Raw genomic sequence first — 18370 nt, 5'->3', positions numbered from 1 at the left:
CGGGCCTGTTCATGACCTCACTGACCGGAAAGACACGCGTTCATGCGCTAATAGGCTCGCCTATTTCGCAGGTGCTGGCACCGGGCTGGCTGACCAAGCGAATGGAGGATGCCGGATATGACGGTGTGCTGGTGCCGCTGCAGGTCGAGAGAGGCAATCTTGACACGGCTCTGGCGGCCCTCAAAGCAATGCTCAACATCGACAGTATTCTTATCACGCTGCCACACAAATTCGGGGCGATCGCGCATTGCGACCGCCTGTCTGATCGCGCCAAGGTCCTCGGGGCGATCAACGCCATGCGACGAGAACAGGACGGCCGCTGGCTCGGCGACAATTTCGACGGTGCCGGTCTGACTGCCGGATTGAAGAAGGCGGGCCATGCCATCGCCGGCAAAAACGTGTTCATGGTCGGCGCGGGCGGTGCAGGCTCCTCGATCGGCGTCTCCATGCTCGAAGAAGGCGCCCGCCGGTTGACCTTCCACGACCTCGACGCGTCAAACCAGAACAGCCTGTTTGACAGGCTTAGTAAGGCATATCCAGGCAAGGTCTCCATCGATACTGCCGTTCCTCGCGATTGCGATATTGTCGTCAATGCGACGTCGGCAGGCTTGCGGGACGGCGACCCGCTACCAGTCGATCCCGCTCAACTTGCGCCGCACATGATCGTTGCCGACGTTATCACCGATCCGGTCCCGACAAGGCTCCTGTCGGAGGCAGCCAAGATTGGCTGCGCCACGCGAGACGGCACGCACATGCTGGATGGACAGATCGCGCTTCTGTTCTCCTTCATGACCTCTGGTCATTGAGCATCAGACCGCTCACTAACGGCGACAGTCTCACGAAGTGAGACGATCTCTCGCGGACAATGAAAGACGGGCTTCACGTTGAAAGCCGCGCTCGCTAACGTTTCGCGCAATCATAACAACAATACTTGGCACTCTGGAGGAGACACTTGCGAACGCCATCGAGGCGGTCGGGCCAAAGGAATCGATCGCCGCCTGCTCCCTGAGTGGTCGCTCTGCCTGGCACCGCCGCGACGAGAATAACGCCGGGGCGGAAGCGGATGCGCTCCGAATACCGAGTCCGAATCGACCTCTTCTAGCCGAAAATCTGGGCGTAGCTCTAATTCGAACAGTCAATTGCCATCGGGAGGATTGAAAATGAAGACTCTTGCTAGAGTTTTGACAGCTGCTGTTGTCTCGCTGGCCCTCTTGGGGCAAACAGCGACAGCCGGGACGCTTGAGAAGATCAAGTCCGCGGGTATCATTCGCATCGCCGTCGATCTCAGTGTCCCTCCCTGGGCATTCAAGGACGAAGACCTCAATCCCACTGGCTCGGAAGTCGAAACAGCTAAGCTCTTGGCTGCCGATCTCGGCGTGAAGATGGAGATCGTGGGGACGAACAGCGCCAATCGCATTCCTTTCCTGATGTCGCATCGCGCAGACGCAGTCCTTTCGGCCTTGTCGATCACTGATGAGCGCAAGAAGCTGATCGCGTTCTCGCTGCCATATTCTGGAGCGACGTCCTATGTGGCAGCACCGAAGAGCATGCAGATCAAGACGTTCGCTGATTTGTCGGGAAAGCGCATTGCCGTCACGCGCGGCACGACGAACGATGCGGATGTGACTGCGGCGGCCCCGCGAGATGCGGAAATCGTGCGCTTTGAGGATGAAGCAACGACCATGACGGCGGTCGTGTCCAACCAGCTTGACTTGGTCGCGCAGGTGCCGACCCTTGTCGACCTGATCAATAAGAAGAACCCGGCCAAAGAGCTTGAGCTGAAGCTGCCGCTTCGGACCGCGCCTATGGGTGTTGGCATGCGTAAGGAGGATACGGATCTGAAGGAATGGGTCGACAGCTGGGTGAAGAAGAACATCGCCAACGGAAAACTCCAAGCGATCTTCAAGAAGTTTCAGGGCGCCGACCTGCCCCAGGAAGTCATCGCCGCGTCTCAATGACATGGCCTACGGCCCTTGAAACGAGCAAAGTCCTATGACTTACAATTTCGACTTCGCAGCCGTGCTGGCTTATTGGCCGCTCCTGTTGGAGGGTATCTGGACGACGCTACGGCTCACTTTATTCTGCACGGTGTTCGGCATCCTTTTAGGTGGTGCCTGCGCCGTGGTCCGGACCGGCGGGCCAACCTGGGCCCGTTGGATCGTCTCCTTGTATGTGGAGTTCATCCGCAATACGCCGCTGCTCGTGCAGTGCTACTTCCTAATCTTTGGCATTGCGAGCATGGGAATTCGGTTGCCCATCCTGGTTGGTGCGACCATCGCGCTGACGGTCAATATCGGAGCTTATACGACTGAGATCGTGCGTGCGGGCATTGAATCGATCCATCGCGGCCAGCTTGAGGCGGCGACCTGCCTTGGACTGTCGCGCACCCAAACCTATCTGCATGTGATTATTCGGCCAGCGCTGGAGCGCGTCTATCCGGCGCTGTCGAGCCAGTATGTTCTGTTGATGCTGGCCTCGAGCATCGTGTCCTCGGTTGGCGTTGAGGAGCTATTCGGGATCTCTAACCGTATCCAGAGCGAGACTTATCGCAATTTCGAAATCTTCGTCGTGCTCGGCGGCATCTATCTAGGTCTCGCCATACTGGTACGTGGGGGTTTTGCTCTCCTCGGGCTTGCGATGTTTCCTCGCCGCCGCAAGCTCGGAACCCCGCTGTGAGCATGGAGATAGCAGATGAATAGCGCCTACATTCTCTCGTTGCTCCAGGGGCTATGGGCGACGGTCGTATTGAGCCTGTTAACTTTCCTGTTTGGCGGCATCGCCGGCTTCATCGTCGCTCTGGCACGCATCTCGCGGAATTGGGCGATTTCGCGCGGGGCGGCGGCCTATATCGAGATCATGCAGGGACTTCCGTTGCTCGTCCTCATGGGTCTGTGCTTTTACGGGCCGAGCATTTTGGGCTACGACTCCTTATCTCCGCTGACGGCAGCGACCTTCGCGCTCACACTTTACAGCAGCGCCTATCTGGGCGAGATCTGGCGCGGCTGCATTCAGGCGGTGGCGAAGCCGCAATGGGAAGCCGCAGAGTGCCTCGGCCTGACGCGCTGGCAGCGCATGAGGGCTGTCATCCTGCCGCAAGCTCTGCGCATTGCCATTCCACCGACAGTCGGCTTCTTGGTCCAGATCGTCAAGAACACATCGATCGCCTCACTTGTGGTCGGATACGCCGAGCTCTCCTACAACGCAAAGATCATCAACAACGCAACATTTGAGCCGTTTCTCTACTTCGGCATCGCTGCCCTGATGTACTTTGCGATCTGCTATCCGCTGTCGGTTCAAAGCAGAGCCCTCGAAAGGAAACTCAATGTCGCCAATCGTTGAATTAAAGGACGTGCGCAAGAGCTTTGGCGAGCTGGAAGTCCTTAAAGGTGTCACCTTTGAGGTGAACAGGGGCGAAGTCGCCGCTATCATCGGCCAGAGCGGATCGGGCAAGAGCACGGCGCTACGTTGCATGGATCGCCTGGAGACCATCCAAGGCGGCTCGATGCTGATCTGCGGCCACGAGCTCCATGATGACGACATCGACTTGAAGTCTTTGAGACGCGATGTCGGAATCGTTTTTCAAAGCTATAACCTCTTCCCGCACCTGACCGTGGCCGAAAATATCATGTTGGCCCCGCGCATGGTAAAAGGCATGAAGCAGCGGCAGGCCCGCGAAATTGCGGATACTGTGATCGCCAAAGTGGGGCTGCGGGAGAAGATGGACTGCTATCCGGAACAGCTTTCCGGCGGGCAACAGCAGCGCGTAGCCATTGCCCGCAGCCTTGCCATGGAGCCTAAGTTGATGCTGTTCGATGAAGTGACTTCAGCGCTCGACCCGCAGCTTACGGGAGAAGTGTTGCGTGTCATGGAGCAGCTCGCGGCCGACGGCATGACCATGATCCTGGTGACCCATGAAATGGCCTTTGCCCGCAAGGTGGCGGACCGCGTCATTTATATGCGCGATGGCAAGGTGCACGAAATGGGATCGTCGGACATCCTGCGGATGCCTGCGACGCCCGAGCTGGCGGCGTTCGTCGCCGAATCAGCTGAGCATTAAGCTGCGGCAGTGAACGGGCGCTCAAACGGTCCATCTCAAATGGTTTGAATGGCGTTCTATGATCACCAACCAGCTTTTGACGGCCGGTGCGGCTCGACTTGGCTTCTCGGCGTCCGCTGGCGGACGCGTGACCTCTCTCGAGCTGTGCAGCAGCAAGGGTAGCGGCTTGCCGCGACGGGTCTTGCGTCCGTTCCCGGCCGGGGTAGAGCCCGCTCAGTTACTGCGCTGGCCCAAGGGTGGTATCTATCCCCTCGTCCCCTATAGCAACCGCGTGAGGGATGGGGTTCTTCTCTTCCAGGGTAAGCGGTACGAGCTTGCGGCCCATCCCGACGCGCTGCCGCATACGTTGCACGGGCATGCGCACAGGATGCCTTGGGAGACGATCTCGCTGACGCCATCGCAGGTGACGATGCGATACTCGCACAAGGGAGGCGCCGACTGGCCTTGGGCGTTCAGCGCAACTCTTAAGGTCGAACTTGAACCCTCGCGTGCCATATTTTGTCTCAATCTTCGAAACGAGGCGCAGACGCCGATGCCGGGTGGAATCGGCCTGCATCCCTATTTCGAGCACCAAGTCGATGACAACATAGAGTTTGACGCACCGATCGACTGGGCCGTGACGACGGACTATCTCGCCGCGCTGCCGGATGCCCATTCTGCCGGGCCCACAGCAGATTCATTGCCGCCCGGTGAGGTGACGCTTTATCGCAGTGGATGGCGCGGGCTCTGCGTTATTCACCGCTCGAATGGTGATCGGATTGAAATGCGAGGGGATCCTGCATTTTCGCATTTTGTGCTGCATCGGCCCGCTGATGCCGCACATCTATGCGCAGAGCCCGTCAGCCACGTTGCGGACGGGTTCAACCTGTTCGCTCGCGGTTGTGCTGACACTGGAACTGTGATTCTGGAACCCGGAGACGAGCTGAAGGGCTCTGTTGTGATTTCCATGAGTTGATAGCCGCGGATGGTCAAAGCTGCGGATGGCGTCGGACATTTGGTCTCCCTTTGCAAGCGCCGCGCCCCGGCAGGGATGGACCGTTCAGGCGAGCATTGTTCGAAAGTGCCAAACATTGCGAGACCCTAGCCTGCCAGTTGCATGCATTACCGAGAGATTCCGCTGAGCGGACGAAGTAATTCAGGGAACATAGACTGATGTGAATAGGGATAGGGTGCTGGCGAGGCGCTCACTTGGTTCAAGCGCTCCACCTCCTTGATGGAAAGTTGCCAGTCGAGGGCTGCGATGTTTTCAACGAGCTGTTCGGCCGTGCGGGCGCCAATGACGACACTTGAGACGGTTGGCCGGGCGAGTAGCCAATTGATCGCAACTTGAGACGCGCTTGTCCCGCGCTCCTGCGCGATATCGTTGAGCGCATCCACGATGTCAAAGAGCTTGGCGTCGCGCTCGGTCAGGCCTCCGAATTTCGCCGCTCGGCTGTCGGCCTGCGGCGGCCGGTCACGGCTGATCTTGCCGCTAAGCTTGCCGCCGGATAGCGGGCTCCATATGATGGCGCCTATGCCCTGATCGAAACCCGCGGGCATCAATTCGTGTTCATAGTCCCTGCACAGCAAGGAATAGTGGACCTGATGCGAGATGGGGCGCGGCAAGCCAAGCCAGTCAGCGGTGGTGGCCATCTTGGCCAGCTGCCATCCGGAGAAGTTAGACGCCCCAATATAGCGGACCTTCCCGGCCTTGATCAGTTCCTCGAAGGCGCGCAGTGTTTCCTCGATCGGTGTATTTTCGTCATAGCCGTGGAGTTGCAGCAGGTCGAGGTGATCGCAGCCAAGTCGCTTCAGCGAGGCCTCGCACGCCATTATGATGTGCTGCCGGCTCGCCCCCATTCCGTTCGGCCCGCTATGCGAGCGGTAGCCGAGCTTGGTGGCGATCAGGGCCTGCGATCGGCGTGAGCCCAGAGCCTTTCCGAGGATTTCTTCCGCCGCGCCCATCGAGTAGACGTCGGCGGTGTCAAAGAGATTCAGCCCCGCATCGAGGCATATGTCGACGAGCCGTCGGGCCTCCGATAGATCGGTCGTGCCCCACTTGCGAAAGAACTCGTTCCCACCGCCGAAAGTCGCTGTCCCAAAGGCCAGGGCTGGGATCCTCAGCCCTGAACGGCCGACACCCCTATGTTCCATCACATTGTCCTAGCCATAAGCACCCTGTGCTTGCCTCGTTGCAAAGCGGCTCATTTTGGATGCTCGATCTCGGGGGAGCGTCATCAGACTTCATCAATCACAGCGCCCATCTCGATCCGGGTCTGGCTCGACACAAGAGCACGGATCCGAGCCTTGCGGACGGGAGCGTGCCTGGAGTTACGGTGCGCCTCGACGGCCTCGTAGTCGTCGAAGAGTTCATTGGACATGAAAGTATCCGGCAGCACCACGCCATCAGGATTAACCGCCTGCAGGATTTCGAAGCGACGACAGCCAGGCTCCTCCGCCAGGGCGATTGCCGCAGCCTCTAGTAGTGTAGCCCTCAATTCCTCCTCACAACCCGCCTTCGCGACAAAGCGCGCGACGATGGCTAAAGTTCCTGACATGGCTTTCTACCTCAAGAGCGGAGAGACGGTCGCGGCATATGCCGACCGATAAGAAACAAGAAATAAGCCGCCGGTCGTCACGGGCGCGAGCGCTAGAAATCGAAAGGATCGCGCTCGACGAGACTAACCCAACGAAAGCCTCCCCTGGCGCACTTGGAAGGGGCTCAATTTAGCCGAAGGCGCAGGTCAAACCGGCAGCCCAGAGCTTCTCAGAAAGGACTGCCTGGCTTGGATCGCATCGGTTCGTGCAAACCGATGCGCTAAGATGCAAAGAACCGCTAGTCAGTCATTGAAGGGTATACCAGGCGCCGGTGTCGTCGGAAGCCCCGGCTCGGTAATGCGCGCGCAGTTGCTTGGCGTCTTTTTGCCTTCAAGTGTCTGTTTGAAGAACGCCAATGCGTCCGGGAAAGCGGCAATCAGGCCCCCGTTGTGAGTGGCACCAGGATAGGTGTTCCAAACGACCTCGTTTCCGGCCGAGCATAAGGCCGCCACGGCTGCATATTGGCGACGGGGCGGCAGTACTGAATCGGCCAGACCCGTGCCAAGCAGAACGGGCACCGGCAGCCGCACGGGCTTCATGTCGGTCGGAGACGCAAGGCTCGCTTCGATGTTCGCGATCGGTTGGACATAGGCGTTGTCGGCGGTGACAGTATCTTTCTGCGCGATCGCGCGCATCTCGCCGGTGCAGCCTTCTCGTGCTGCGCGTAAGACGAGCCTTCCCTTGTCAGTCACGAGGTTGTCTACGGGGGGTGCCTCATCGGGAAGCGAACCGCCGAGCATCATGAGGGTGAGGTAAATCGGCGAGCCAACCTTGAATGCCTCCGCAGGCCGGTAAGGGCCGTCGGGAAAGGTCGACACGACCCCTGTGGCGACTGTGGCGAGCAAGGGTACATCTGGCGCATAGTTCGGTGCGACCGTTGTTGCGCCCAAAGCTGCGCCTGAGCCTTGCGACTGACCACTGATGAAGACCTTGGGAGCGAGCTTGTCGCCATGGGCGGCGCGCGCTGCCCGGACGGCATCGAGCACGGAATGCCCTTCAGCTTCCCAGATCAGGTAAGGATGCGGGCCGGGACCGCCGAGACCCTGGTAATCGGTGGCAACGACCGCAAACCCATTCTCTAGCCATTTTTGGATGTAGGTTGCATCGCGCGGCTTGTGCCCGGCCCAGGACGGCGCGCACACGTCCGCAACGCCCAGCGTGCCATGAGCCCAGGCCACGAGGGGCCAGCCTCCGGCCGGCGGTTCTCCAACCGGCAGATACAGTGTCCCGCTCACCGGTACGATCCCGGCGTGCCAACGTACATCCGTCGAACTGTAGAGAATGCGTTCGGCGAGAGCCGCTTTCGTGATCTCCGGCTGGGCCTTCATTGGCTCTTCACGCAGCATCACGCCCGGCCTTGTGGGCAGCGGATCGGTCCAACGATAAAAAGCCGATAGGTTTTGATCGCCCCATTGGGGGCCAGTCGGCAGCGCGGTGTTCTGCGCGAAGGCCTCGGATAATGCCAAGGCCGAAAGGATCGAGATTGCGAGCACCGACTTCATTGTGAACCTGTTGGGATTGAGCTTTAGCAGCCTGTTCATTTTCTTCATCCGATCTGGTTCCATAACGGGCTATCGTGCGATGGACTTGAGCGCCTCTTCATGGGCAGCGCGCAGGAGGCCGAGAATGTAGCCGTTTGCGAACGCAAAGCCTATCACGTAAGAGGGATCATCCTGATGACGCGGACTATGATCGGCCAGCAGTGAGCCGCCGCTGTCGCGAAGCAGGCGAATGATGTTGAACAAGTCCACATCGCCCTCGTCATGATAGACCTCGACGAAGTCGTTCTGGCTGGCGCGGACATTGCGGAAGTGGATCTGATGAATCTTCTTTCTCTTGATCAAACCGTATAACAGCGCAAGCTGATCAACCCCTTCAGGCATCGATTCCCGTGAGACCCCGGTATCGTATTGAAAGCCATTATGAGGTGAATCGTACAGCTTCTCGTATTTGAGCAGCGCGTTCGCATAATCGCCGGCATCGAAGCTGTCGACACCGAGATAGCCGAGAGGCAGGCCGCCCGGATCGTAGGGGTGGCAAGCCATTTTGACCCCGCTCTCCGCGGCCACGGGGATGACGCGGGACGCCCAAACATGCAGGCGCTCCCAATAGTCGTCCGCTGAGACACGGCCTGCAGGGGTCGGCGGGAGGTCGCGCCAATTGTCTTCTAGCTTGAACGCGTCGTATTCCGACCCACCACGGCCCTGAACTTTGCGATTGCGCCGGATCGGGGTCAAATTCCAATGATAGCTGATGATCTTGACCCCGGCGCGGCCGGCGGTTTGGACGTTTTCGCAAATCAGATCCAGATAACGGTCGCGTTCCGGCCCCGGCGCCATCGCGATGTACGCCGAATCCATCCGGATGCTCTCCCAGATGAGATCGTTTTTCTGCAGCGTGTCGGCGATGCGCATCATGCCTTCGAGGCTCCAGCGCGTGGTGGGCTGAAGCCGCGCGCCTCCCATGCCCGTGCCGAGCGCCTGAGCGCGAGCAAGCGCACCCTCGTCGGGCGTATCGCTTCCAAAGACGTCCGGAGCGGCGTTTCTCGTCTCCAGCGAGACATCGAGATAGCGAATGCCCCACCGCTGGTGCCACTGCATGTTCTGCCGCGAGGTCACCGGTCCTCTGTCGAAGTTGCGTTGGCCACCCAGCCTGATCTTGTCGTTGACGCGCACGGCAAGCGAAGGGACGCCGCCGCTTGGCTCCTGCTCCGCGACCGCTGCACCTGACATGCCAGCGCTGGCGGACATGGCCAATAGGGCCTTTGTAAAGTCGCGCCGATCCATTTGTTGCATCTCCAACACGCCAGATCAGGATAGCGACTTCAGCAGCAGGGTCGCGATCACAATCATGATCGCCCCGCCGACACGAGTGGCGATCTGGGCGAATGCCATGAGGCCCATGCGATCGGCGGCGCCAAGGATGGCAACATCCCCGGTGCCGCCCAGTCCCGAATGGCAGGCGGTGACGATCGCAGCCTCGACCGGATACATGTTTAGCCACTTGCCGACATAAAAGCCGGAGGCAATCATGGCCAGCACGGTCGCGGTGCAGATCATGATGTATCCCGGGTTGAAGGAGGCGACGAGTTGTTCCCATTTGACCAGCAATGCGCCCATGGCGACGAGGATCGCAAAGGTCAGGTTGGTCGACATGAACTTGTTGATCTGGTAGGCGCCGAGCTCCATCTCGTTCGGTAGGATCTTGGTCAGCTTCAACGCGACCGCCGCGATGATCATCATGATCGGTCCAGGTATCCCTGTAAATGGCGCTAGGGTCATGCCAAGCACGAATAGACCGCAGGACAGCACCATACCTGCTCCCAGCAATCCGAGATCAATAGGCCGATCGGGCCGCACGTCGCCTAGGATGTCATTGTCGCCGGTCTTGACCAGCATGCCCTGCCCGCTCAGATCGCGCCGTCTCTCGCCAAGGCGCGCAAGAAGCCCGGCGCAAACGATTGCGACCACGTTGCCGAGCAATGCCGCAGGCACCATGTGTGCGACAAGATCGGCTTGCGGCCGCTGCAAGATCTCGGAATAAGCAATGGAGAGCGGCAATACGCCCTCGGCAAGGCCGCCGCCGACGATCGGAATGATGATGAAGAAGAACGTGTCCTTGGGAGTATACCCGAATGCCAGCCCGACCAGAATGCCGGCCGAGACGGCGGCAATGGTCCCGATCAGAAGCGGAACGAACATGCGGATGAAGCCTTGAACCAAGACGCGGTAGGGCATTCCGAGGATTGAGCCTGCGACGAGACAGGCGATGAAGAAGTATTGAAAATTGGCGGTCCGGAACGTCGTGGTGATTGCTTTAAGGGCGGCATCCGGCATCAAGCCATAGCTTACCAGTGCTGCCGGAACGAACAGGCATAGGATCGCGGTCCCACCGATCTGCTTGAGAACCGGTATCGTCTGGCCAAGCTTGCCCAGCAGAAAGCCGAGCAGCATGAGGACCAGGAGACCGCCGATCACATCGTTCGGGAGCTTTCCAGAGTAAACCGCGGCAGCACAGACGATGGCCGCTCCGACGTATATGCTGATTGGCAACGGGCCGATCTTGACGCCGTTGAGCTTCGTCGAAGGGATTGCCTCCGGCGCGGCCGGACGAAAAGTCGTGTCAACCAAAGTTCCCTCCAATTTTGTTATTTTCGTCATCCGGGCTGCGGCCAGTCTGCTGGCCGCGAGGACTGGCTTGCCAGTCAGAAGATCCAGGGATTCTCCGCAGCATGGCGTGCTTCGAAAGCGCGGATGTCGTCAGCAAGGACCAGGGTTGATGCGACGAAATCCCGGCCCGTCAGGAACGCCTCTTTCCTCGTCGGCTCGATGTCGAATTTGATCGGGCGGCGGCCACGGTCGAAGCGGATCGTCTGCGCTGCAAGATCAACGAAGACGTCGTTGCGCTCACGATGTGCCACAGCGTTAGCGATCTCAGCTACGAGATCGGGTTCGAGCGAGATCGTCAACAGGCCGTTGTTGCCGCAATTGTCATTGAATATCCCGGCGAAGCTGGTGCCGATCAATGCCCGGATGCCGAGCTGTTGAAGCCCCCACACCGCGTGCTCGCGGCTCGAACCGCAGCCGAAATTTGGGCCGACCACGAGGAAGCAAGCGTTGCGATAACCGTCCTGATTGAGAATAAACTCGGGATTGGGTTTACCGGCGGAGAAGCGCAGCAGATTGAAGGCGCCCTCGCCCAGCCCGCTCCGGTCCACGCCCTTAAGAAACATTTTGGGCATGATCACGTCGGTGTCGATGTTTGGCGACATCATGGGTGCAGCGACGCCTGAAACTTGATCGAATGGCATCATTGGCCTGCAACTCCCAGCAGTGAACGAACGTCAGCGATGTGGCCGGTGACCGCGGCCGCGGCCACCATTGCCGGACTCATGAGATGCGTGCGGGCGCCTGGTCCCTGGCGGCCTTCGAAATTTCGGTTGGTCGAGGACGCACACCGCTCTCCGGGCTTGAGCACATCGTCATTCATGGCAAGGCACATCGAGCAGCCGGATTGCCGCCATTCGACGCCGGCATCCGTGAACACTTTTGCAAGGCCTTCAGCCTCGGCTTGCGCTCTGACGTGGGTCGATCCCGGCACTACGATTGCCCGTACACCGGCCGCAACACGGCGGCCACGAAAGACCTCGGCCGCGTCGCGCAAATCCTCGATGCGCGAATTCGTGCAGGAGCCGATGAACGCAAAATCGATCGGGACGGATTGAATGGGATCACCGGCTCGAAGCCCCATATAGCTCAGGGCGCGAAGGGCCGCGGCCTTGCGTTCAGGCGCCACCTGTTGCGCAGGATCGGGGATAATATCGGTCACTGCAATTGCCTGGTCGGGGCTGGTTCCCCAGGTGACGAGAGGGGCGACATCCGCGACATCGAGCGCAACCTCGCGGTCGAACCGGGCATCGGGGTCCGAGGCGAGCGTCAGCCATTTCTTGGCCGCTCGCTCCCACATCTCGCCCTTTGGCGCGCGCGGCCGGCCCTTTAAATAGTCCAGCACCTTCTGGTCCGGGGCGACCACGACACCACGCGCGCCCGCTTCGACGATCATGATGGACATGACGATGCGGCCTTCGACGCTCATGTTTGAGACGACGGGGCCAGTGAACTCAACGGCATAGCCAGTAGCCCCGTCGGCGCCGATCCGCCGGATGATCTCCATGACGATATCTTTCGGCGTGACCCCGAACGGGACGTCTCCGGTGAGGTGGATGCGCATCGTTTTGAGGCGTCGGTAGCGCACCGTCGAGGTTGCAAGATAGTGCTCGATATCGGAGGTCCCGATGCCATAGCCGAGCGCGCCGAAGGCGCCATAGGCGGTGCTGTGGCTGTCGCCGGCGGCGATGACCATACCTGGCATGACGAGGCCCTGCTCGGGGGCGACGACGTGCTCGATGCCTTGGCGCGGATCGAGAATATCGAAATATTCGATGCCGAAATCCCGGGCGTTTTCAGCGAAGTAGTCAACTTGGCGCGCGGCGCCGCTATCCGGCATGGCGCGGGTGCGTTGTGCGGCTGTAGGGTTGACGTGATCGACCACCATCAGCGCCGCTTTGGGATTCCAAACTTTCCGCCCCGCGGCGCGCAGGCCGGCAAACGCCTGGGGGCTGGTATACTCGTTGAGGACGGTTCGGTCGACGTACAGCAGGACGAGCCCGGCATCATCCAGATTGCGGACCACATGGGAGTCCACCAGCTTGTCATACAACGTGCGCGCGGCCATCCCGCCTTCCTCCAAAGCTTCTTTCCGGCCACCGTGACGCGCGCGCGACTAGAAATCCAATGCCGGATGCTGATATCGTTATGCAAGGCCTGCATAAACGAGAGCTCTCCATGGAGATCAACTGGTTATACGATTTCATCGCGGTTGCGACAGCGCGCAGTTTTTCACGGGCCGCAGAGGAGCGAAACTGTTCCCAGCCGGCGCTCAGCCGGAGGATACAGGCGCTCGAGGTCTGGGCTGGCGCATCGCTGCTCGATCGCACCACGCACAGCGTCAATCTGACGCCCGCTGGTGAAGCCTTTCGTCACACTGCTGACGATATCGTGCGCAGATTGAGTGCCGGCCGGCTCGAGGCGCAGGAGCGGGCGCGCGGTGCCTCGGACGTACTGAAGTTCGCCTCGACCAATGCGCTGTCGCTGACGTTCTTTCCGGATTGGCTGCGTCGCATCGAGACCGAGCTACCATTCGTGCCCAACGTACAGCTCGTTGCCAATCATATGGAAGGCTGCGAACGGATCCTCTTGGCGAGCGATGCCCATTTTTTGCTTTGCCATTATCATCCGGCCGCCACGACGGCGTTGACGCCGTCGCATTTTCGCTCGCTGCATGTTGGTGACGATCGGCTGATCCCCGCATCGGTGCCGGTTTCGCGCCGCAACCGCAAGCCTCGCTTCAAGCTTCCGGGAACGGAGGGCGCGCCTGTACAGTTCTTGAGCTTCCGTTCAGAATCAGGGATGGGACGGATCCTGGAAGCGGTGCGTGCCACCTCCCCCTTGCAAGCTCATCTTCACACAACATTCACGTCGCATCTGGCGAAGCTTTTGGTCACGATGGTTCAGGCAGGCCGGGGCATGGCGTGGCTGCCGGAAAGCCTGATCAGTGATCAGCTTGCCTCTGGCGAGATTGTCGCGGCAGGCGGGCAGCAGTGGTACGTGCCGATCGAGATCCACGTATTCCGGCCTAAACTGCGGCTCGCCCAGGCGGCGGAGGCATTCTGGCAGCACATCGAGAAAGCAGCCACACATTCACGATGACGTAAGTAAAGTTGATGCCGCAGCAGTCACGCTTTTGGCCCGGCTATCTCAGTCGCTTATCAGCAGCGATGAAGTCGATAAATGTCCGGACCTTGGCTGAGAGGTATTTGCGCGTCGGATAAACCGCGAACAATTGGCTTTCGAAGATGCTCTGCTCCGGCAGCACTTGTTCCAGGCGCCCGGCGGCGAGATCCTCGCTGATCAGCCATTTGGGCAGCACCGCGAGCCCCATGCCTTCCAGGGCGGCCAGGTGCAGCAGAGTCTCGTTGCCGCTGAGCAAAACGGGGTTGAATTTGATAGTCTGCGTCCCACTTTCGCCCTGGATGGTGATACTCTCGCCTGGAGAGTGCAGCGCATAGTGCAAGAGGCTGTGTCCGGACAATTCAGCCAGATTCTTCGGGCGCTTTGCGCGATCGAGATAAGCGGGCGTGGCAACCATATAAAATGGGACCCTTGTGATCGGCCGCGCGATCAATGCCTCGTCAGGCGTGCCCGTCGCACGCAAGGCCAGGTCAAAACCTTCCTCGACCAGATTGACCAATCGTCCACTGAGATCGATGTTCAGCCGCACCTGTGGATAGCGAGCCTGATAGTCTGCCAAGACTTTCGAAAACTTCGGATTGGCCATCCAGACCGGTGCGGTTAGCCGCAATGTGCCGCGAGGAACTACGGTCACGTTGCTGACGGCCGCCTCTACCTCATCCAGGGACTCGAGCATTTGACGCGTCTGCTCGAAATATAATGCGCCGCTTTCGCTCAGGCTGACGCGTCGGCTCGTGCGGTTGAGCAGCCGTGAGCCCAGACGCTTCTCAAGCTGCATCACATGCTTACTCGCCATGGCGGGCGAGATGCCCAGCCGCTCTGCCGCGGCTGCAAAGCTCTTGAGCTCGGCAACCAGGCAAAAGACCTTCATGCTGACCAGCGTATCCATTCAGATCATCAACATATAGGAAATGAATCCATCCCAAAACAGATAATGATCCAAAATCGTGAAGCGACCAAACATGGTGACAGCCCTGTGATCGTCGGAGTGCCTGCCATGTCCACCGCCACCGCCCAAGCCGCCCCGCGGGAACGTCCCCTATGCGTGAGCCTTTGGATCGCTCAAGCCCTCCTCTTTTGCGTGTTCGCTTCGTCCGGGCTCGCGAAGCTGTTCATGCCGATTCCGCAGTTAGCGGCAATGATGCCATGGACAGGTCAGCACTCTGAAGCATTTGTCCGGGTCATCGGACTGATCGACCTCGCCGGAGGAATTGGCGTTCTCGTGCCTGCGTTAACCCGGATTATGCCGCGGCTGACAGTGCTTGCCGCGCTTGGCTGCTCCGTGTTGCAGGTCTTCGCTATCGTTTTTCATGTCTCTCGCGGCGAGGCCGAGCTCACGCCTCTCAACTTCATCTTGCTGGCCCTTAGCGTCTTTGTTGTCTGGGGGCGCGGGCGCAAGATACCGGTCGCGCCGCGCCGATCCTGATGCCGAGCTCCTAACCAGCCATGGCGGTGCTTCCCGAAGGCTCTCAGGGGATCGATTGGCGTCGAATTATCCCGGCGGCACGCTCCCACGATGCAGCTTCGCTCATCGCAGCATGTCTTCGCCCCTCCAAATGGATGGTAGCAGCAATCAGCCTCAGGCAAACCGGGTGTCCAGTTGCGCGCCACTTAAAGCGTTTCATGAGTACGATATAGCGGAGGTCCCGCTGGGCAATGATCCCTAGATCTCCATCGCGCGAGGGCGCTTTAGGCCTATATTCCGAACAGCAAGGCTTGCCGATGTTCGGCCAGCCATTCGCTCAAGGAGACGGGCATCCGTCCTAGGGTGCGCTCAACGAAGTCATTGCGCGCCCAAACCACCTCGTTCTGTTCTTCGTACTGGAAGAAATCCCAGAGATAGTGCAGCCGGATCTCTCCGAGCTCCCGGTACGCCTCGAAGAAGCCCGCTCTGCTGCCGTCGTGAACAATTCTTTCCTGAAAAACCTTGGTCATGAGATCGGCGACGTCGCTGAACCTCAGTATGTCCTGTCCGTTGTTCAGAGTGTGAAATTGACCAATGTGCCGATGATTGCTCGACAGGAAAAGACGTCCGGCCACTTCCGCAATGTCGCGTGGATCGATATAGGGAATCAAGCGTTCGGGCCAGATCAGCTTTCGCTCCTTCCTCAAGCCGTCCTTCATCCAGTAGAAGTTGTCCATGAAGGTTGCGCCGATGTTCAGGTAGGTGACAGGCAGACCGCTTTCGTCGAGGATTTCTTTTGCGATGGGGTGTTGGATGGGTAAACCAAGACCATGCTCGCGGAGAGACTGAGGAATTCGCCTTCGATTCGCTTCGGGTTGTAGGCCGACAAGACGTATAACGTGAACGGCGGACCTTGCCTTCTTGAGCAGGACAACGAGATTTGTCATCGCGTCGGCCTCGTTCGTGCCGCTTCTGGTCAGTACGAAGATTCCTTCCATTCCGTCGACCGCCTTCTCAAGCGATGCGAGATCAAAATAGCTGGCAATGACGACCTCCGCATGCGGGTGCTCGCGGCGAAGGACGTCACAATTGGCGGGATTGCTTGTTACGAGGCGCAGCTTGATCTGCGGCGCCTCCTCGCGCAAGAAGTGCGCAAGTGGGCCGCCGATATGAGCCGCTGCACCGAAAATGAGAATCGTGCTCGGAATCTTCTTCTGACCGTGTCGCATTAACAGACCTCAATAAACCCTGGCGAAGGCCCCAACCTGCCGCGAGCGGCTGGGTGGCCGCCTCAAGCCCCGAAGTTTTTCTGGATCGCCTTGTCGAGCGTCTCGCCGCCGATGAAACGCTGGCGCAATTCCCGCTTGAGCAGCTTGCCGGACGGATTCTTCGGCAGGCTGTCGACAAAGATCACGCGCTTGGGCACCTTGAAATGCGCCATCGATCCCGCACAATGCGTGATGACGGCATCCTCGTCGAGCTTCTCGCCGCTCTTAACCACGACAATCGCGGTTACGGCCTCGATCCAGTGCGGATCGGGCAGGCCCACGACGGCGACCTCGGAGATCGCCGGGATCTTGTAGATCATCTCCTCGACCTCGCGGCTGGCGACATTCTCGCCGCCGGACTTGATCATGTCCTTCACGCGGTCGACAACGGTGATGTAGCCCTCGGCATCGACGGTGGCGAGGTCGCCGGAGTGGAACCAGCCGCCAGCGAAAGCCGCCGCGGTCTTCACGGGATCGTTGTAATAGCCCGACAACAGATGCGGCGAGCGGTGTACGATTTCGCCGATCTCGCCGACGCCAACGTCCTCCATTGCCGTGTTGACGACGCGGGTCTCGACGTTGATGGCGGGTTTGCCGGCGGAGCCCGCCTTGCGGAGCTGGTCCTCGGGCGTCAGCACGGTCGCAAGCGGCGCGATCTCGGTCTGACCGTAAAAGTTCCAGAACTTGACGTTGGGCAGGCGGCGCTGGAGCTCGAGCAGCACCTCCACCGGCATGATCGAAGCGCCGTAATAGCCCTTTTGCAGCGACGACAGATCGCTCTTGTCGAAATTTGGCGAGCGCAGCATCGCGATCCAGATCGTCGGCGGCGCGAAGAAGCAGGTGATCCCGTGCGCCTGGATCAGCGCCAGAATGTTGTCTGCGGTCGGCTTGCCCGTGATCACGCCGGAGGCGCCGAGATAGACTTGCGGGCCGAGGAAGACGTCGAGCTGAGCGCAATGATAGAGCGGCAGCGCGTGCAGCACTTTATCGTCGGCGCTCATGCCGCCGTCGATGATGCAGCTCACATACTGCCACATCACGGCTTCATGGCTCAGCATCGCACCCTTGGGCAGGGATTCCGTGCCCGAGGTGTAAACAATCTGTGCGAGATCGCGGCTGTCGACGGAGGCCTCAAACAACGAGCTGTCGGCATCGAGAAGATCGTCGAAGCTGGTGAGGCCCGCCGGCTGCGCAGCGGGATCCTCGCCCGGCAACCAGATGAGCTTCTCCACCGCGCAGCCCTTACTGCTCGCGGCGCGTGCGGCCTCGACGAAATCGGGGCCGGTCGCGAGCAGCCTGGCGCCGGAGCTTTTCAGGATGAAATTGATCTCGTCGGGATTGAGCATGAAGTTGATCGGCACCAGCACCGCGCCGATCCGCGCTACCGCGAAGCGCAGCGCCGCAAAGGCATGCGAGTTGCGCGACAGCACGGCGAGACGGTCGCCCTTCCCGACGCCGAGGCCGGGTAGGCCACGCGCCAGTCGATTGCAGATCGCGTCCAGTTCGGCAAACGTCCAGCGCACCGCGCCGCAGCTCAAGGCTAGCTTGCTCGGCTCGCGGGCAGCCGAGCGGCGCAAGAGATCGCCAATCGAATGCTCGCGGGCTTTCGCGATCGTAACTCCGATATCTGCGTTCATCTCCCCTCCCTTGTGCTCGCTTCTGTCAGACCGTGTCCTGCTAGGGCAGCCCCACCGGCCTCGCGCTATCTTGCATATATTTTCCATATGGTCTAATTTGTATCAAGGGTCCGGGA

Annotated in this window: 18 protein-coding genes; 8 read left to right on the top strand and 10 right to left on the bottom strand. The window is 59.8% G+C overall.

Features of this window, described 5'->3' with window-relative positions; translation table 11 throughout:
- Window positions 1-11 precede the first annotated feature (11 nt).
- The 6 genes from XH91_RS37115 (at window position 12) to XH91_RS37090 (ending at window position 5012) form a co-directional block, all read left to right on the top strand.
- Window positions 12-806, top strand: coding sequence for a shikimate dehydrogenase family protein (locus XH91_RS37115; RefSeq protein WP_128930046.1), 795 nt, complete (start codon window positions 12-14; stop codon window positions 804-806).
- 354 nt (window positions 807-1160) lie between these two features.
- On the top strand, window positions 1161-1958 hold the full coding sequence (locus XH91_RS37110; RefSeq protein ID WP_128930045.1) for a transporter substrate-binding domain-containing protein: 798 nt from the start codon (window positions 1161-1163) through the stop codon (window positions 1956-1958).
- Window positions 1959-1992: 34 nt separating this feature from the next.
- Window positions 1993-2676: an amino acid ABC transporter permease gene (locus XH91_RS37105; protein ID WP_128930044.1), complete on the top strand. Its 684-nt coding sequence runs from the start codon at window positions 1993-1995 to the stop codon at window positions 2674-2676.
- Window positions 2677-2691: 15 nt separating this feature from the next.
- Window positions 2692-3339, top strand: a complete 648-nt coding sequence (locus XH91_RS37100; RefSeq protein ID WP_128930043.1) for an amino acid ABC transporter permease — start codon at window positions 2692-2694, stop codon at window positions 3337-3339.
- Window positions 3323-4057, top strand: coding sequence for an amino acid ABC transporter ATP-binding protein (locus XH91_RS37095; protein WP_128930042.1), 735 nt, complete (start codon window positions 3323-3325; stop codon window positions 4055-4057). Before XH91_RS37100 ends, XH91_RS37095 begins: the two co-directional genes overlap by 17 nt.
- Before the next feature lie 58 nt (window positions 4058-4115).
- Window positions 4116-5012, top strand: a complete 897-nt coding sequence (locus XH91_RS37090; protein WP_128930041.1) for an aldose epimerase family protein — start codon at window positions 4116-4118, stop codon at window positions 5010-5012.
- A gap of 146 nt (window positions 5013-5158) precedes the next feature.
- Here XH91_RS37090 and XH91_RS37085 read toward each other — a convergent pair whose 3' ends face one another.
- The 7 genes from XH91_RS37085 to leuC form a co-directional block, all read right to left on the bottom strand.
- On the bottom strand, window positions 5159-6190 hold the full coding sequence (locus tag XH91_RS37085) for an aldo/keto reductase (protein WP_128930040.1): 1032 nt from the start codon (window positions 6188-6190) through the stop codon (window positions 5159-5161).
- A gap of 83 nt (window positions 6191-6273) precedes the next feature.
- On the bottom strand, window positions 6274-6594 hold the full coding sequence (locus XH91_RS37080) for a putative quinol monooxygenase (protein ID WP_128930039.1): 321 nt from the start codon (window positions 6592-6594) through the stop codon (window positions 6274-6276).
- 282 nt (window positions 6595-6876) lie between these two features.
- Window positions 6877-8184: a lipase family protein gene (locus XH91_RS37075; protein WP_232995552.1), complete on the bottom strand. Its 1308-nt coding sequence runs from the start codon at window positions 8182-8184 to the stop codon at window positions 6877-6879.
- A 21-nt stretch (window positions 8185-8205) separates the two neighbouring features.
- A complete protein-coding gene (locus XH91_RS37070) occupies window positions 8206-9420 on the bottom strand; it encodes a mannonate dehydratase (RefSeq protein ID WP_164933591.1) in 1215 nt (404 codons plus the stop codon).
- 24 nt (window positions 9421-9444) lie between these two features.
- Entirely contained in the window at window positions 9445-10764 is a 1320-nt protein-coding gene (locus XH91_RS37065; RefSeq protein WP_237864939.1) for a 2-hydroxycarboxylate transporter family protein, read from the bottom strand.
- Window positions 10765-10838: 74 nt separating this feature from the next.
- On the bottom strand, window positions 10839-11447 hold the full coding sequence (leuD, locus tag XH91_RS37060; RefSeq protein WP_128930036.1) for a 3-isopropylmalate dehydratase small subunit: 609 nt from the start codon (window positions 11445-11447) through the stop codon (window positions 10839-10841).
- On the bottom strand, window positions 11444-12868 hold the full coding sequence (gene leuC / locus XH91_RS37055) for a 3-isopropylmalate dehydratase large subunit (RefSeq protein WP_128930035.1): 1425 nt from the start codon (window positions 12866-12868) through the stop codon (window positions 11444-11446). The genes leuD and leuC overlap by 4 nt, the downstream gene beginning before the upstream one ends.
- Window positions 12869-12927: 59 nt before the next feature.
- On the opposite strand from leuC, the gene XH91_RS37050 reads away from it, so the two are divergent.
- Window positions 12928-13902: a LysR family transcriptional regulator gene (locus XH91_RS37050; protein WP_237864940.1), complete on the top strand. Its 975-nt coding sequence runs from the start codon at window positions 12928-12930 to the stop codon at window positions 13900-13902.
- 43 nt (window positions 13903-13945) lie between these two features.
- Here the strand turns inward: XH91_RS37050 and XH91_RS37045 are convergent, their stop codons facing one another.
- Window positions 13946-14833 carry a LysR family transcriptional regulator gene (locus tag XH91_RS37045; RefSeq protein ID WP_128930033.1) on the bottom strand — a complete coding sequence of 296 codons (888 nt, stop codon included), beginning with the start codon at window positions 14831-14833 and terminating at the stop codon, window positions 13946-13948.
- A 108-nt stretch (window positions 14834-14941) separates the two neighbouring features.
- On the opposite strand from XH91_RS37045, the gene XH91_RS37040 reads away from it, so the two are divergent.
- Complete coding sequence (locus tag XH91_RS37040; protein ID WP_128930032.1) at window positions 14942-15370, top strand: DoxX family protein; 429 nt, start codon at window positions 14942-14944, stop codon at window positions 15368-15370.
- Window positions 15371-15639: 269 nt separating this feature from the next.
- Here the strand turns inward: XH91_RS37040 and XH91_RS37035 are convergent, their stop codons facing one another.
- Window positions 15640-16578 (bottom strand): SDR family oxidoreductase, encoded by a 939-nt coding sequence (locus tag XH91_RS37035; RefSeq protein ID WP_128955140.1) that lies wholly within the window; start codon window positions 16576-16578, stop codon window positions 15640-15642.
- A 62-nt stretch (window positions 16579-16640) separates the two neighbouring features.
- The gene (locus tag XH91_RS37030) at window positions 16641-18254 is read right to left on the bottom strand and encodes an acyl-CoA synthetase (protein ID WP_128930030.1); all 1614 of its coding nucleotides are present in this window, start codon (window positions 18252-18254) and stop codon (window positions 16641-16643) included.
- Between the last annotated feature and the right edge of the window lie 116 nt (window positions 18255-18370).

It is taken from the genome of Bradyrhizobium guangzhouense (genome assembly GCF_004114955.1).
In the GTDB taxonomy this organism is placed as follows: domain Bacteria; phylum Pseudomonadota; class Alphaproteobacteria; order Rhizobiales; family Xanthobacteraceae; genus Bradyrhizobium; species Bradyrhizobium guangzhouense.
This window is presented reverse-complemented; position numbering and strand designations above follow the sequence as displayed.